This is a genomic window from Paenibacillus sp. UMB7766-LJ446 (assembly GCF_030226665.1).
Taxonomy (GTDB): Bacteria; Bacillota; Bacilli; order Paenibacillales; family Paenibacillaceae; genus Paenibacillus; species Paenibacillus vandeheii.
Genome location: NZ_JASOYM010000010.1, coordinates 23,466 through 39,276 on the forward strand (window position 1 = coordinate 23,466; position 15,811 = coordinate 39,276).

Genomic DNA, 15,811 nt, shown 5'->3' on the forward strand with positions numbered 1-15,811 from the left:
GTAAGGTCCATGGGAAGGATATCTTGTAATGAATCATGGATGCTTGTCATTGGGAGGGGGCATGGAATGAGTGGGCAAAACGAGCTATACCCATTGAAGCTGGAACAGATGACCCTGCGCGAGAGAATCGGTCAAATGCTGCTTTGCGGCTTTCATGGCACTGAAGCTGCTGGTGATGTAGATGACTTTCTCCGAAAGTATCCCATCGGCGGAGTGATTTATTTTGCGCGTAACGTGGAGTCACCGGAGCAGGTGGAGCGGCTATCGTCGGGCCTGCAACGGATTGCTGTCGATAGCGGTAATGTGCCGCTCTGGATATCCATTGATCAGGAGGGCGGCATGGTAGCCCGGATCACCGAAGGGATCGCCCTGATGCCGGGACAGATGGCAATTGCCGCAGCAGGTTCCATCGAGGATGCATATCAGGCAAGCTACATCAGTGGGGTGGAGCTAAGATCCATGGGCATAAATATGAACTTTGCTCCGGTTCTGGATGTAAACAATAATGCTGCCAATCCGGTAATTGGTGTGCGTTCATTTGGGGAATCACCGCAGTCCGTCGCAGCGTATGGAGCAAGGAGCATTACAGGAGTACAGGATGCTGGCATTTCCGCGACAGCCAAACATTTCCCGGGGCACGGGGATACCGATACGGATTCACATCTGGATCTTCCGGTCATCACCCATACTCGGGAACGGGTAGATCGTGTGGAACTGATTCCGTTCCGGGCTGCTATAGCGGCAGGTGTTGATGCAATGATGTCAGCACATATTTATTTTCCGGCCCTTGAGCCGGAGCGTCTGCCTGTAACGCTATCGCGGGCCGTCTTAAGTGGGTTGCTTCGTCAGGAACTGGGTTATGAAGGTATGATTGTGACAGACTGCATGGAGATGGACGCGATTGCCGCCAACTATGGCACTGTTGATGCAGCTGTGATGGCGGTGGAGGCCGGCGCGGATCTGGTGTTGATCAGCCACACAGCTCATCTTCAGGCAGGGGCGTTTGAAGCGCTGCTGGCAGCCGTCCAGAGCGGGCGAATCAGTGAGGCTCGCATCGACGAATCTGTAACTCGGTTGCTGAAGTACAAGGCGAAACGAGGTCTGCTGGAGAATGGAATGGGCGCAGGTAATGATGAAGATGATGAGGTAGCGACTTCGCTCTCCGCTGAGGCATTAACTGATCCAGCTTCATTCAAGCACCAAGAGCGTAACCATTCGTTGCACCAAGAGGTGGCCCGACGAATCAGTGAGAACAGCATCACGCTGGTTCGTGACCAATTGAATATGCTGCCTTTGAAGCCGGAACGTACACTGGTCATTACGGTCGCTACAGCTGTAACGACGATTGCCGACGAACAGCTGACTCAGGTGGTTACCCTAGGCTCCGCTTTGTCACATTGCGGTCTGGATGTGGTCGATGTAACCGTCACGCCAGAGGAAGTTGCCATTCGTTCTGCCCGTCTGCTTCAAGCTGCGGAAGAGGATGACATTCGCCAGATTATAGTGGGAACGTATAATGCAGGCAGTGCCTCTGGTGATCCACAATGCAGGCTGATCGGCTGGCTGCAGCAATTGGGCAAGCCGCTGGCTATTGTGGCACTTCGCAGCCCCTATGATCTGCTGGCAATTCCGGAGGTGCAGGTCTATGTGGCTGCGTACGAGAGCCGCCCGCTTGCCATGGATAGCGTCGCTCGGGCACTGATGGGACATATTCCTTTTGCCGGGAAGCTCCCCGTATCCATAAAATAGACAGACGTTAAACGACGATCGAAGCGAAGTATGATTCTGAATTTGAAGACATAGATAGCAGAAGGGACGATCCAATAATGGACCGTCCCTTCTGCTATTATCTAATGAGTAAAAGGATATTATTGCAGATTCAGTGCCTGAGCTGTCTTAGCCTCGACCTCATCCATAAGTGAAGTCATATCCATACCCGCATGATTACCGAGAAGAATAATCGTAATATCATCTGTTAAATTACGTGAGAAGGCTGTGGCAAAACCACCACCGCTGCCGTTGTGGAAGACAGTACGATTCTGATCGTTTTCCTTGAGAATCCAGGCGTAGCCATAATTTTTATCCGAATACGGCTCATACATCTGTTCAATCGTATCCTGACTCAAAATTTTGTCCGTGTACAGCGCCCGATCCCACTTCAGGAGATCGTCTACGGTGGAGTAGATCGTTCCTGAACCTGATTGTGAAACATAATAAGGCGCAGGCACCCACTGTTTATTCTTCGCAACGAATCCGCTATTCGTATGGACCTTACGGGAAGCTTCTCCAGAGTTCTTCATGCCGAGCGGCTTCAAAATGGTCTGCTGCACATAGTCGGCATAACTCATGCCGGACACCTGTTCAATAACATAGGCCAGCAGAACATAACCACTATTACTGTACAAATAGGCACTACCGGGTTCGAATTTTAATGTTTTGTGCCGAATTTCTTCTACCGTTTCTTCCAATGAAGTGCCTTCACCCCGTCCGAAGGCGGATGGAAGACCCGAAGTCTGGGATAACAGCATATGGAGCGTGATCTGATCTCCCTTGGGTATACCGGTGATGTACTTAGAGATCGGATCTTGCACATGTAGCTTTCCTTTTTCCACCAAGCTGAGAATGGAGGCTGCAGTGAAAGATTTGCTCAGAGAGGCGATTCTGGTCTTCTGATCTGGACGATTGAGCGTCTGTTCATCCGCCAGTCCATAGCCTTGGCGAAGAAGGACTTCTCCATTGCGGGCAATCAGAGCCATGCCTGGAAAATCGATTTCGCGCAAATAGCTGTCTACACTGGCGACTTGACTGTTTAATAGGCTTACTTTGTCCGTCTCAATATTAACACTCATCTGACCAGAGGCTGTACGTTGTACTTTAATATCTGCCTTGAGTGCATTGGCAAGTGCGCGGACAGGTAACATCAGGGTGCCGTTAATCGTGCGAGATTCGACACCGGAGGACAGACGAACATGGTTAACTTGGATGAAGTCACTGCCCGCCTGATGAACCAGCTTGTCTTGACCAACGGTAATGGTGGCCGTTTTGGTACGAGCTTCCCACTTCAAGGTGCCATTTACAGAGGTAACAACATCTCGCAGTGGAACATACGTTGTACCTTTCAATACGAGGGGGGCGTTTTTCCACGATTGCTCTTGACCATTCACTTCAATGTGAACTGTTTGCGCCTCTTGTGCTGCGGCTGCTGTGAAACTGGTTTGTCCTAGAACAGGTCCTGCACAAAGAATGAGGGCGAACAGAATACGGAACATGGATGAATATAATCTGGATACAGGTTGTTGCACATGTGACTTGCGTAAGATTCGAATCCTCTCCTTCCAATCGTTTCATAGATAACCAGCTTATGAGCATTGTAAACGATCTCGTAGAGAGGGTCAAAAGGGGGAATGAGCATCATTTTCTATTATCCTAACAAAAATAATGTAATTTCGATTGATTTTAATATTCATACATAATATTTTTACTACGTTTGTCCGATAAAAAAGGGTGAAGAAGATGATGGGGGATATTTAAATGAAGAAAAGGATTCGCAATTGGTTTACATTAACGGTTAAGAAACGTCTGATCGCTGCACTGCTTCTGTTCCTGATAGTGCCGAGCATTAGCGTGGGATGGTTATCTTATTTAAAAGCAGCAGACCAGGTCAGGGAAGAAATTATTCATTCTGCACAGGCCAAAACGGAAATGCTCAGTCTGCAGATTAGTCAGATGTTGGATATGGAGAAGGATAACGCAGCGCAGTTCGCCGCCGGTATTACTTCAGCAGATATTATTAATAAATCCCCTGCTCTTCAAAGGCAGATGGATCGGATGTCCAAAAACCACAAAGAACTGGGTGTGCTCACTGCAGGTGCCGAAGATGGCAGCTGGATGAAATCGCCTGACCCCGGACAGCAGATCTATGATCCACGGGAACGCAGCTGGTACACGATGGGGATGTCACAGGATGAGCCGATTATCTCAGATACGTTCCAGTCGGTAACCACGGGAGAATGGGTCGTCACCGCAGCTGCCAAACTGTCCGATGGCAAAGGAGTATTCGGAGCCAATGTAAGTCTCAACCACTTAAAAGAATCTGTTGATAAGATACATATTGGTGAAAAAGGAAAACTGTATATGCTGGACAACGGCGGAAAGTTTCTGTTCCATTACAATATCGAATCCGGTGTGCAGTCCAATGAGAGCTACATTAATGAGATGTATACGAAAGACCAAGGAACTGTAAAGTACACGTATGATGGACAAGAGCTGGAAGCTGTGTTCTTTACGAATCCCGCGACGGGTTGGAAAATTGTTGGTGAGATCGTTCCTTCCGAAGCAGCCGATGCCGTAAGACCGATCTTGATCCGTGCATACACTCTTGTTGGAACATCACTGATCATAGGTATTATTCTGCTTGTGTTCATTATTCGAAGCATACACCGTCCATTGTTGCAGCTAACACAGGCAGCATCGAAAGTGAGCGCAGGGGATCTGACAGTTCGGGTGGGCTTGCAGCGTCGCGACGAGTTCGGACAACTCGGGGCAAGCTTCGATACTATGACCTCCTCGCTGCGCAACGTTCTGGGCGAAGTACATGATACATCGAGCCAGCTGGCGGCATCCTCTGAGGAGCTGATGGCGAGTTCTGAACAGACATCCAGGGCAACCGAACAGGTTGCTGAACTGATGCAGGATGCAGCGTCAGGAACGAACAAACAAAACGCCAGTCTCGCCGCAACGGGGCAACTTGTGGGTGAAATGTCTATTGGGGTCAAAGAAATCTCATCGAGTGCCGAAGAGGCCGCTCGCATCGCTGTTGAAGCATCTACCAAGTCCGAAGCGGGTATGGTTACAGTGGAAGAGGCGGTTGCTCATATTCAGAAGGTGAATGATGAGAGTGAAGCCATGGCTGCGGTTATTCAGGATCTTCGAGCGAAAAATGAAGAGATCATTGAGATTGTAGCCGAAATTACTGCTATTGCGAAGCAGACCAATATTCTTGCCTTGAACGCATCCATTGAAGCGTCCAGAGCAGGTGAACAGGGTCGGGGCTTCGCCGTGGTTGCCAATGAAGTGAAGTTGCTGGCCAACAATTCGGGCAGTGCGGCCGAGCGCATTAATGAACTGATGCGTGAGATGCATGAGAAAACGAATGCGGTACAATCTACCTTTGCCCGTACGGGAGAAGGCATGATCAAGGGTTCCCAAATGATTACCGAAGCGGGAGAGGCTTTTCAAAATATCCGTAGTGCCGTGCAATTGGTTGCTGCTCAAGCTGGAGAAGTATCGGCAGCTTCCCGTCAGATTGATGGAGGAATGAGTTATGTGACCAAGGAAGTCAATGAGACGATTGAATTATCCAATCAGATTGCCTCAGGAACGGAAGATGGGTCAGCGGCTGCACAGGAGCAGCTGGCTACAATGGAAGAGGTTGCGGCGTCCTCGGCGGCGTTGTCCCGTATGGCTGAAGATCTGCAAAGCATGATTGAACGATTCAAATTATAGTTGAATAGCCATTCTCGAAGACTGTGGGGTATAACCCCGCAGTCTTTTTCTTGTTGGTGTACTTCGTTAATCATCGAATTATGAAGATTCGTAGCGGATCTGTTCTGTAAAAGGGGATCTGTCTCTCCCGGAACGTCTCATCCTGTGGTATATTTCTAAATTAAAAGTAATCCGCAGGATGTGGATTGAGATGGAAAGGGGATGCACCGGATTTGGACAAATCAATACCACTGACATCCGGGCCCGCAAATACCGAAGAGGTGCAGGATGATGCTACATTTATGCAAGGGGTCAAGGATTGTATTCCAACCCTGCTTGGTTATTTGAGTATTGGCTTTGCAGCGGGTGTCATTGAAATGACGGCAGGTCTTAGCCTGGCGGAAACGGCTCTGCTCAGTCTGATTCTGTATGCGGGATCGGCCCAGTTTATTGCCGCAGGCATGCTGGCACCAAATGGTTCAGCGACGGCCATTATTTTCACCATATTTTTCGTGAATCTGCGTCATTTGCTGCTGAGTGCAGCCGTATCGCCGTACTTCCGTCATCTGACGCCGCTTAAAAATATGTGGATCGGCTCGCTGCTCACCGACGAGTCCTTTGGCGTGGCGATGACGCGTGCGATTGGTAGGAAAACGCTGAGTGAGCGCTGGATGCACGGTCTGAACATTACAGCATATCTGAACTGGTTTGTGGCGAATATGGCGGGGGCTTATTTTGGTCGCTGGATAACTAATCCGGAGCGGCTTGGGCTGGATTTTGCCTTGCCTGCGATGTTTATCGGTCTGGTCGTACTTCAGCTGATGCAGCGCAAAAACAAAAAATTACACATCAATGTGGCGATCATCGCTGTTGTCTGTGTAATCTTCGCCAGCATGGCTTCGCTTGGCAGCATGAGTGTCATTGTGGCTGCGGTCATTGCGGCAACGATGGGAGTAGTGATGGAACGATGGAAGTAAGATGGGATGTATTTTGGATTATTATGGGTTCGGCTTTGTTAACGTTCATTCCGCGTGTATTGCCACTCATGCTGTTCAGCAAGATACAGATTCCGATGTGGCTGTTACGCTGGCTTGAATATGTACCCGTAGCGGTGATGGCGGCACTGATCGGTCAGGAATTGTTTATGGCGGACAACCAGTTGGTGCCGATTACGCAAAATGCAGCCCTCTGGGCAGCATTACCTACCATTGCCGTAGCAATCTGGACCCGGAGTCTGCTCGGAACGGTTCTTGTCGGTATGGTGGCAATGATGATTTTACGGTACTTGATGGGTTAATATACGCGGTCTTTATTGGATCAGGTAAATCCTTCGCCCTTACGGTTAATAATGTCCTATAAGACCGTAGTAAATAGGGCGAAGGGAGTTAGATCCATGAGTAAAACGAAGCACAGACTGTTGATTACGGGAGCGGCGGGAGTCGTTGGTCACAGTTTGCTGGAGGGACTGAGGGAAAAGGGCAAGTATGATATCGTGGCTGCCGACCTTCATGATGATCCTCAATCAGGGATTGTGGCAATGGATGTGACAGATGGAGAACGACTGAACGAGCTCATGCAGGGTGTTCAGACAGTGCTTCACATTGCTTGGGCTAAGGACGAAGAAGATTTTCTGGGCAAAGTTCTGCCGATCAACGTAACAGGGGCCTACCATGTGTATGAAGCTGCACGGTTGAACGGTGTACAGCGGGTTATTTTTGCAAGTTCAAATCATGCGACAGGGTTCTATCCAACAGGAGAGGATATTGTAGTGGATGATCCATATCGGCCAGACAGTTTCTATGGACTTAGCAAATGTTATATCGAACTGCTGGGACGATATTACGTCGATAAGCATGGTCTATCGTCATTCAACATTCGAATTGGCAATTTCTCGGGCGATGCGTATCCGCATTCTGAGCGTTCGGCACACATCTGGATCTCGCCCAGAGATATGGTGCAGCTTGCCGAGTGCTGCATTGAGGCGGATTCGAGCATGAAATATGTTAATCTATATGGCACTTCAGCAAATACGGACAATTATTATGATATTGGATATCTGGAGCAGATGATTGGGTACCACCCGGAGGATGATGCGGCAGAGTTATGGGCCGAAGCGAAACGCAAGGGAACGCCGGATAAGCAAGACGAGACGGAATATCAGGGTGGAGGATATGTGGCGAAAGACCCGAAAGACTGAAAAGTACCGTTCTGAAAACGCTATTTTCTATTGCGTCCGAAAGGGATAAAATGGAGACTGAAGGGTTGAGGTTTTCATTTTACATACAGGAAGGAACGGTTATTGATCATGAGTACACATTCATCCGTTATACTTTTTCAGGGAGACTCCATTACAGACGGGGGGAGATCGCGCAATGATGATCCGAATCATTTTCTCGGGCATGGCTACGCGTATCTGATCTCAAGCAAACTGGGCGTGGAACTGGCCGCCAAGCAGCCGACGTTCTATAACAGAGGAATTAGCGGGGATCGCGCTTCCGATCTGTATGCACGCTGGAATGAGGATACCTTTAGTCTGAAGCCGGATCTGATCAGCATTCTCATCGGTGTTAATGATGCCTGGCGTACCATGAATGGCGAACCCAGTGGTGTGACGGATCGTCTTGGACGTGCATATCGTCATTTGCTGGAGGAAACACGTGAAGTGATGCCGAATACTGGGCTGGTTTTAATGGAGCCGTTCATTCTTAAAACCGGAGCTACAGTGGAGCGTTGGGACACTTGGCAGGAGCGGATTGGACTGTATCAGCGCCTTGTTGCTGAACTTGCCACAGAATTCGGTGCTGTGCTGGTTCCATTGCAGGATGTGTTTAATCAGGCCACTGAAAAGGCTGACGCTGCTTACTGGTTGTGGGATGGTGTGCATCCAACGGCAGCGGGTCATGAGCTTATCGCGCGTCAATGGTTGTCTGTTGTACAGGACAGTCCACTTAAAATTCAATAAAAATGGAGCATGGGGTCTGTACAGATCCTGTGCTCTTTTTTTATATAACAAAAAAATCTAAGGGAAAATGACATATTTAGAATATATATGTTTTAATCCCAAATGAGAGGGTAAATAAAAAGCGTAGCACACTATACTCAATACCCGATAAGGAGTGAATTCAAAATGGCACAAAATAACCAAAACGGAAAAATGAGCCGTGAAGAAGCAGGACGTAAGGGTGGAGAAGCAACCTCCAAGAATCATGATCAGGAGTTCTACCAAGAGATTGGAAGCAAGGGCGGAGATGCAACCGCGAAGAACCACGACAAAGATTTTTATCAGGAGATTGGCAGTAAGGGTGGGGAAGCAACATCGAAATCCCACGACCGCGAGTTCTATCAAGAAATTGGCCGGGAGGGCGGAAGCGCCCGGGGCAACAATGATGGGAACGATGATCAAGATGGCAAAATGAGCCGTGAAGAGGCAGGACGCAAGGGCGGACAAGCTCGGTCCCGTAATCGGAACAATTAATTCATTGATATAGGAACACTGTTTAGTCCAAGCAAACAAGGCCAGATTTCACCTGTGGAAAAGGGTGAGTCTGGCCTTGTTTTTTATGAGCGTTGTTGCACTAACAGGTCAGGCAATATGTGGTTCGATCGCTTGACGATAACTGTATAGGGATTCGTCAATGATGGTACGCAAGAAAATGGGATCTATATCAAAGAGCAGGGATTCTGCGTAACGCCAAGCATTTTCTTCGATACGCAGCCGAATTTCAGCTTGCTCAGGAGCTGTATGAGGTCCATGCAGAAGGTTTGACAAATCCACCAATTCTACATCTTCGGCATGTCCCAGTTCATGAGCCAGAATGACATAAATATAGGCCTTTAATGGAGCCAAAGAGCCAAACAGCATTTGGCATTGCTCCATAATTTCTTTTTTATATAGATACACGGTGTGGCTTCCCATGTGATATTTACCACCGACGAGACGACTATCCGGAAAATGGGGCTCAACCTGGACAAACACACGGCTATTGGAGCGATGCAGCAGTTCAGTAACAGCCTGATTAAATAATTCAGTATTCAGTATGGTTCACCTGTCCTCATAATGGAATGAAAATACATATGCCATGAGTCCGACAACCCTTTTACGAGAAAAATCTCTGAAAAGTTTCATTTATTTTCATTATTTATTTTTTTATACAACATTAATCCGAACTCCCTTCATTTTTAGTAGATGATGGGCTAAAATGAAATCGGTTACAAAATTAGGGAGGAATTCTCATGACGATTCACCCTGGATGGAATTGGACAGCTGATGATATCGAGATGGCCATGAGGCATGATGCATGTAGTGTTCTGAAGTACATCTGTCGATGGAAAGATAGACTGGCTGACACCTTGAATGATCCCGACTATGCTTCTTTCTGGTCAGATCTACAAGTATATGAGGACAAAGCGAGAATGGAGAACCTGCCTGAATTATCTTTTTCCTTATATCGTCAATTCAGGGAGACAGGTGAGCGCCAATCGTATGAGCTGGCATATTTCGAACGGCGCGGGAGGCTCGCTGCATTGGGGCTGCTCGCCGCGGCATCGCCATCAGCCGAGCGACTGCAATTGCTGGAAGACCTGATCTGGAGTGTCTGTAACGAACCAACCTGGTGTCTGCCCGCTCATGTACCTGAAGGGAAAGAAGCGGGCGTAAGAGAACACATTGACCTGTTCGCTGCAGAAACAGCACAAACGCTCGCAGAGATGATCATCATGTTAAATGGCGTTTTGGATCAACGTGTGATGCGGATAGTGCGGGCTGAGATCGAGTGCAGGATATTCACCCCGTTGTACCGAGAGCAGCGGATATACGGCTGGGAGAACGCAGAGCACAATTGGTCAGCGGTGTGCAGCGGCAGCTGTGGAATTGCGGCTCTCCTTCTGTTGGAAGATGAGCACCTTAGGGCCAAGGCCGTACAGCAGACCCTTCATTCCATGAACGCTTTCTTGAAGGGGTATGGGGTGGATGGGGGATGTGCTGAAGGCGTAGGTTACTGGGTTTACGGGTTCGGTTTTTATACGTATTTTGCAGAGATGCTGCGAATTTCCAGTTCAGGCAAACTGGATATGATGTCCGATCCCCTAACGAGAGCGATCGCTGCTTTCCCCGGAAATATTCACTTGTCAGGCGGGGTGTTTGTCAATTTTTCGGACAGTCGCGAACGGGAGATCATTCCGCCTGGCCTGCTTTCTCTTTTGTCCGAGCGGCAGCAGATTCAAGTCAATTTGGAACATCGTATACCGCTTCTGACAGAGGACCCCTGCCGTCGATGGGCCCATGCTTTGCGTAATATACTTTGGAGTAAACCTGCCGGATATAAAAGAGGAAGTGAAAGGAAGTTGCCGGCAGCCTCAGTTTATCTGGAAGACCTGTCATGGGGGATAGCCCGAGGAGTACTGGCAGCGGGAGAACAAAAGGAAATGACTGCAGCCTTTGCCGTAAAGGGCGGTCATAACGCAGAGCCCCATAATCATAATGATCTGGGACATTTTATCCTTCATGGCGGCGGAGAAAATATTCTCTGTGACCCAGGTTCAGGCGAGTATACTCAGGCCTATTTCGCACCTGGGCGGGAAAGTATTTTTCAAATTGGTTCTCAGGGGCATAGCGTTCCGGTCATCGAAGGAGCGGGTCAGCAATCCGGACGGCAAGCAGAGGCGAAAGTACTGCATATCAAGCGATTATTTCCGGAGGGGATAGAGGCTGCATTTGATTTGACGTCGGCTTACCCAAATGCTCCGACACTGGCGAGGTATACCAGGCATTTGAGTTGGAACTGTCCGCCTGAAGCTTCCGAAGCTGAGCTTTTCCTTGAAGACTATTATCAGTGGCAGCAACCTTTGGGTACGTGTGGAGAAGAGCACCTGACCGAAAAGCCGCCAGTCGTTGAGCATTTCATGAGTCGAATTCATCCTGTCGTACAGGAAGCATGGGTCCAGTGGGAAGGGAGCAAGGCTGTAGTGACGATGCATTATGATGCTGAACTCTGGGATGCGCAGGTGGAAGAGGTAGAGACGGTGGATCACGATCACCTGCCCCTGACATTTTATCGGACGGCATTATTCTTGCGGCAAACGGCATATGAAGAGGGGAATTCCAGGAATCACTCCGTAAAAGAGACATGGTGCAGATTGAAATTCTCCATCCATCCAAAGTAAGGAGAAAAAATCAGAAGTAACGATGAATACGGATTAATGCAGCAGGAACCAGAAACGACTCGAACCAATTCAATCCCAGATGGAAGTCGGGATCAGAAATGAGGGTGATTTGTTTTGTTAGCGTATACATCGGATTCAGCATATCCATGGAGAAGTGAACTGGAAAGGTTCCGGACCGACGCGGAGCAGGCTAAACTTGCAAAACCTAGCGGATGGGATCGATCGCGCAAAATAGCACTGATCGAAGACATTGTATGTGCCTACTCGGTGTATCAGCAGGAGAATGGTGCCATTAGGGACCCCTTTTCTGATCGGGAGCGCTACTATTCAACTCCCGCTTATGCATTTGCAGCTGCGGTTCTGGTCAAGCATGGGCGGACCGATCTGCTCTCCTCGGCTGCAGCAGCTCTGACCCACAGTATCTCATTGGTGGTTCGTGGCGAGGTTCCGGACGATCATGCCGACTTTTTCCCCATACTTATGTTGAGAGCCTATATGCTGCTCCAGCCGCTATTGCCAGAGCAAGCGACTCAATGGGCAGCTGAGCTGGAACGGATTCAACCGGAAGAAACCTATGTATTTACGATGTCCAAAATGAATAACCCAAACCGGATGATTAACTGGAATGCCATCATGATCTCGGGAGAATACCTTCGCTACCGCGAGCAGCTGGCGAGTGAAGGGATTGAATGGATGGATCAGTACCTGGAGAGCTACCACCTGCCGCGTTTTACAGCACTTGGCCTGTATCAGGATGGTCCACTGGATCGGCCAAACAGCCCGCTCGCGTATGATATCGCTACCCGCTATCACTTGGGTGTTATGTTGGATGCCGGATATGACGGCAGCTGTTCGTCTTCTCTGGCTGAGTACATTCGGCGCGGAGCTTTCACTTCGCTCCTTACGCTATCTCCGCTGGGCGAAATTCCTCCGCGAGGACGCAGCTCACAGCATCAATGGAATGAAGCTGCGGCTGCATACGTGTTCTCCAGTCATGCCTCAGCTGCAAAGCAGATCGGTGATCTGGTGATGTCAGGCGTATTTACGCGTGCGGCCAATCTGTGTTTTGCAGCCGTGGATCGGTGGAAAATGGAGGACGGCCGTTTGAATATCGTTCGGAATCGGTATGCTCCGGCCGTTCGCCACGGATACGAGATCTATACCAACCATACGTGTTATAACCTGTGGACGGTTGCGGCACTAGCCAATGCGTATCTGTGCGATCCCGGGGATGAAGTGGCTGAATTGCCCATTCCGTCCGAGATTGGTAGTCGAGTCCTTCAAATGGATGGCTGGTTTGAGACCATCACGGCTTCAGTACCGGGCCAACAAATCGTGTTACATACAGCTCTGAATGACCCATATACCGTACCCGGATTAGTGCGGATTCATCAGCAGGGGCTTCCGGGACTCATTGGTCCCGCTGCTGCTGGGCATGCCGAGTCTGGATTCACTGAATTTTCGGAGGGTGAGACGAAGGCGATCAGTTATTGTCCGGCCTGGCGGACACCGGATGGGCAGTGGCACAGCCTGGCTTCAGGCATTCCTTGCGGAGTTGAATATAATCGGGATGCCGGAATCAACCCTTCTGATGGAGGGGGAGCAGTCGTCTTTAACGTAGCGGAGGATCAGGGGCAGAAAAGCAACACATTCACAGTAGACTGGGTTGGCCCATTGATCGGATTAAAGGCACTTCGGACGTATTATACGCAGCAGCCGGGTTTGTTAACGGTCACGTATGAGTTCGAAGGAGAGATTGAAGCGGCTGGGGCTGTGATCCCGCTCATGTACAGCGATGGGGAGGATCAAGCTGTCATCACGGTCTCCGGTGATCATGTTCGCTGTGAATTTTGTGGAGCTTACGTGGAATCAACCGTGCTTGATGAAGAAGCAGAAATTCACCTTCATGACCATAAGGTGGCTTCGCGCAATGGTGTCTTGAAGGAAGCACGCATGGTAGTAAGCGGCAGTCAGAGGATTACATTTACAGTTCGTCTAGGCAGGATTTGAAAAGAGGAGGCAGTGCTCGTGAATATATCAGCATCGGTAATATGGGTTGAAGAAGCATGGCGGCAGGGAGCAGCCAAAATCATTCGCAATGCGCAGCGCATCAAGGATACATTTCCGCACACCGCCCCGCAGGGCAAGTATGACCAGAATGATCCTGAATGGTGGACCGCCGGTTTCTGGCCGGGGCTGTTATGGCTTGTCTATGGCGAGTCGCCGGAGAGCGAAGCTGTCGCTCCATTATTCCGCATTGCCGAAAGCTGTGAGCGGCAATTGGAGGGTTGTCTGCGTGATCCCGAATCGGTGGATCACGATCTGGGGTTCATCTGGCTGCTTAGTGGCGTAGCCAACTACCGCCAGACAGGCAGCGCGGATGCTCGGCGGCGGGGAATGCTCGCCGCCAATCTGCTCGCTGCCCGCTTCAACGTGCGCGGTCAATATATCCGCGCTTGGAACTTCAGCTCGTCAACGATGGATACGCGCGGCGTAGCCATCATTGACAGCATGATGAACCTGCCGCTGCTCTACTGGGCATCCGAGCAGAGCGGCGACCCGCGCTTCCGCTGGCTGGCGGAAGCGCATGCGGACACCGTGGCGCGCGAGTTCGTCCGCGCTGACGGGTCCATCTGCCACGTGGTGGAGTTCGATCCACTCACGGGGCAGAAGGTGCAGGAGCATGGCGGGCAGGGCCATGCTCCAGGTTCCGCCTGGGCGCGGGGCACCGCCTGGGCGCTGCACGGGTTTGCGCTGTCTTTCCGGTATACGGGCGAAGCCCGCTATCTGGAGACAGCGGAGCGAGCGGCCGATTTCTTCCTCGCCGTGCTTGGCGAAGACATCGTGCCGCTGTGGGATTTTCGCGCACCTGCCGAGCATCAGGTGGCGTGGGACTCGTCCGCTTCGGCGATTGCCGCAAGCGGTCTGTTGGAGCTGGCGAAGCTGTCGCCGCGCGGTGAGGAATACAGAGCCGCGGCAGAGCGTATCCTCCACGGGCTGCATGAGAACTACAGCTCTGGTGAGACAGCAGCGGAAGAAGGTCTGATCATGCAGGGAACCGTGCATTATCCAGAGGGTCGAGGCTTGAATGTGCCGATTATATACGGCGATTATTTCTATATGGAGGCGCTGGCGAAGCTGCGTGGCTGTCCGGGTTTATTTTAGAAAAACAAAATTTAAGAACATCACACGTCGAGCAGCGAGTATGCGTGGGGGATGAGTATGCGGCCCGTCATACAACTGCTCGAGTGTGCCTGCCTCCCAGGGGGAAAAGGTATTTCTGTCTTGGAGGCGGAGCATACCTAAGTAGAAGCTGTAATGGAAGGGATCTTATAGATAGGCCACCGGGCTAATTCTTTGTTTCTATTAGAAATGACCTGGTAGAGATTCAATGGCTCCGGTTCACATGCTAGATCACACAGATTTATTTTTGATTTCAGGGGTGCGTCTTAAGATGACAAAGTCGGCCGAGGACTGATCGGGATATCGTTGAGGAATAATCTCCTGCACTTTAAACTCGGGATAGTCGAACAGATAATCAAAAATATTTCGGTCCTGAATGGTGCTAACCCCTGGATTCCCGTTTTCTTTCAATCGAGTGTACAGCACGACCAACTCTGACGAAGCGTGCAGGATGTCGTAAAGGGTATTGCGAAAATCCGTTTCATCTGTAATATGATAGAGCACATCCAGACAGACGGTAAGATCCGCTTGAAGGAAACCGCGGTTAATCCACAGACCTGGCGTGTATAACATAAAGCTCTTGGAGGTATCGCTGGCAAACTTGGAGGCGCAGAGTCGTACCGACGAACCTGCCACATCGACACCCAGATACATCTCATAATTCATATACTGCAGTTGATTTCCATCCCCGCAACCAAATTCAATGACGCTGGAGATACCCTCACGCTGAATCAGTCCGTTTACTACCTCTGCCTTGAATTCAGCCAGTACACCATAGGAACCTCTTCCTGATGTTTCGCCTGAGCTATACGTTTGTTCCCAATATCCTTTGTAATCAAAAGACTGACTCATGTCTCTCCCCCGATCCTATGAAATAAAGTCCAAATTTCAGTAACTATACATAGGTTATGCGTAATATTTGCGGGTATGAATCCTTTGGAATTCGATAGGTCGGAAGGATGAATTCCCGCGAATTCCCCTT

At 49.8% G+C, this 15,811-nt stretch carries 13 protein-coding genes; 10 read left to right on the forward strand and 3 right to left on the reverse strand.

Annotation, left to right across the window (positions count from 1 at the left end):
* Window positions 1-66 precede the first annotated feature (66 nt).
* Window positions 67-1,749, forward strand: coding sequence for a beta-N-acetylhexosaminidase (nagZ, locus tag QP794_RS22280; protein ID WP_285078948.1), 1,683 nt, complete (start codon window positions 67-69; stop codon window positions 1,747-1,749).
* 119 nt (window positions 1,750-1,868) lie between these two features.
* Here the strand turns inward: nagZ and QP794_RS22285 are convergent, their stop codons facing one another.
* Entirely contained in the window at window positions 1,869-3,302 is a 1,434-nt protein-coding gene (locus tag QP794_RS22285) for a serine hydrolase domain-containing protein (protein WP_285078949.1), read from the reverse strand.
* A gap of 229 nt (window positions 3,303-3,531) precedes the next feature.
* Here QP794_RS22285 and QP794_RS22290 point away from each other — a divergent pair, with 229 nt between their 5' ends.
* The 6 genes from QP794_RS22290 to QP794_RS22315 all read left to right on the forward strand — a co-directional run bounded on the left by QP794_RS22290 (window position 3,532) and on the right by QP794_RS22315 (window position 8,959).
* Window positions 3,532-5,505, forward strand: a complete 1,974-nt coding sequence (locus QP794_RS22290) for a methyl-accepting chemotaxis protein (RefSeq protein WP_024632345.1) — start codon at window positions 3,532-3,534, stop codon at window positions 5,503-5,505.
* Between the two features lie 281 nt (window positions 5,506-5,786).
* The gene (locus QP794_RS22295; protein WP_285079118.1) at window positions 5,787-6,461 is read left to right on the forward strand and encodes an AzlC family ABC transporter permease; all 675 of its coding nucleotides are present in this window, start codon (window positions 5,787-5,789) and stop codon (window positions 6,459-6,461) included.
* The gene (locus QP794_RS22300) at window positions 6,452-6,781 is read left to right on the forward strand and encodes an AzlD domain-containing protein (RefSeq protein WP_024632343.1); all 330 of its coding nucleotides are present in this window, start codon (window positions 6,452-6,454) and stop codon (window positions 6,779-6,781) included. Before QP794_RS22295 ends, QP794_RS22300 begins: the two co-directional genes overlap by 10 nt.
* Window positions 6,782-6,877: 96 nt before the next feature.
* Window positions 6,878-7,681: an NAD-dependent epimerase/dehydratase family protein gene (locus QP794_RS22305; protein WP_285078950.1), complete on the forward strand. Its 804-nt coding sequence runs from the start codon at window positions 6,878-6,880 to the stop codon at window positions 7,679-7,681.
* A gap of 108 nt (window positions 7,682-7,789) precedes the next feature.
* The gene (locus QP794_RS22310; RefSeq protein ID WP_285078951.1) at window positions 7,790-8,446 is read left to right on the forward strand and encodes an SGNH/GDSL hydrolase family protein; all 657 of its coding nucleotides are present in this window, start codon (window positions 7,790-7,792) and stop codon (window positions 8,444-8,446) included.
* A 165-nt stretch (window positions 8,447-8,611) separates the two neighbouring features.
* Window positions 8,612-8,959 carry a KGG domain-containing protein gene (locus QP794_RS22315; RefSeq protein ID WP_285078952.1) on the forward strand — a complete coding sequence of 116 codons (348 nt, stop codon included), beginning with the start codon at window positions 8,612-8,614 and terminating at the stop codon, window positions 8,957-8,959.
* 108 nt (window positions 8,960-9,067) lie between these two features.
* Here QP794_RS22315 and QP794_RS22320 read toward each other — a convergent pair whose 3' ends face one another.
* Complete coding sequence (locus QP794_RS22320) at window positions 9,068-9,460, reverse strand: hypothetical protein (protein WP_285078953.1); 393 nt, start codon at window positions 9,458-9,460, stop codon at window positions 9,068-9,070.
* A 257-nt stretch (window positions 9,461-9,717) separates the two neighbouring features.
* Here QP794_RS22320 and QP794_RS22325 point away from each other — a divergent pair, with 257 nt between their 5' ends.
* From QP794_RS22325 to QP794_RS22335, 3 genes are all read left to right on the forward strand, one after another.
* A complete protein-coding gene (locus tag QP794_RS22325) occupies window positions 9,718-11,646 on the forward strand; it encodes a heparinase II/III domain-containing protein (protein ID WP_285078954.1) in 1,929 nt (642 codons plus the stop codon).
* Between the two features lie 114 nt (window positions 11,647-11,760).
* On the forward strand, window positions 11,761-13,656 hold the full coding sequence (locus QP794_RS22330) for a glycosyl hydrolase (protein ID WP_285078955.1): 1,896 nt from the start codon (window positions 11,761-11,763) through the stop codon (window positions 13,654-13,656).
* Window positions 13,657-13,680: 24 nt separating this feature from the next.
* Entirely contained in the window at window positions 13,681-14,811 is a 1,131-nt protein-coding gene (locus tag QP794_RS22335; RefSeq protein WP_285079119.1) for a glycoside hydrolase family 88 protein, read from the forward strand.
* 249 nt (window positions 14,812-15,060) lie between these two features.
* Here QP794_RS22335 and QP794_RS22340 read toward each other — a convergent pair whose 3' ends face one another.
* Complete coding sequence (locus QP794_RS22340) at window positions 15,061-15,681, reverse strand: class I SAM-dependent methyltransferase (protein ID WP_285078956.1); 621 nt, start codon at window positions 15,679-15,681, stop codon at window positions 15,061-15,063.
* Window positions 15,682-15,811: the final 130 nt, after the last annotated feature.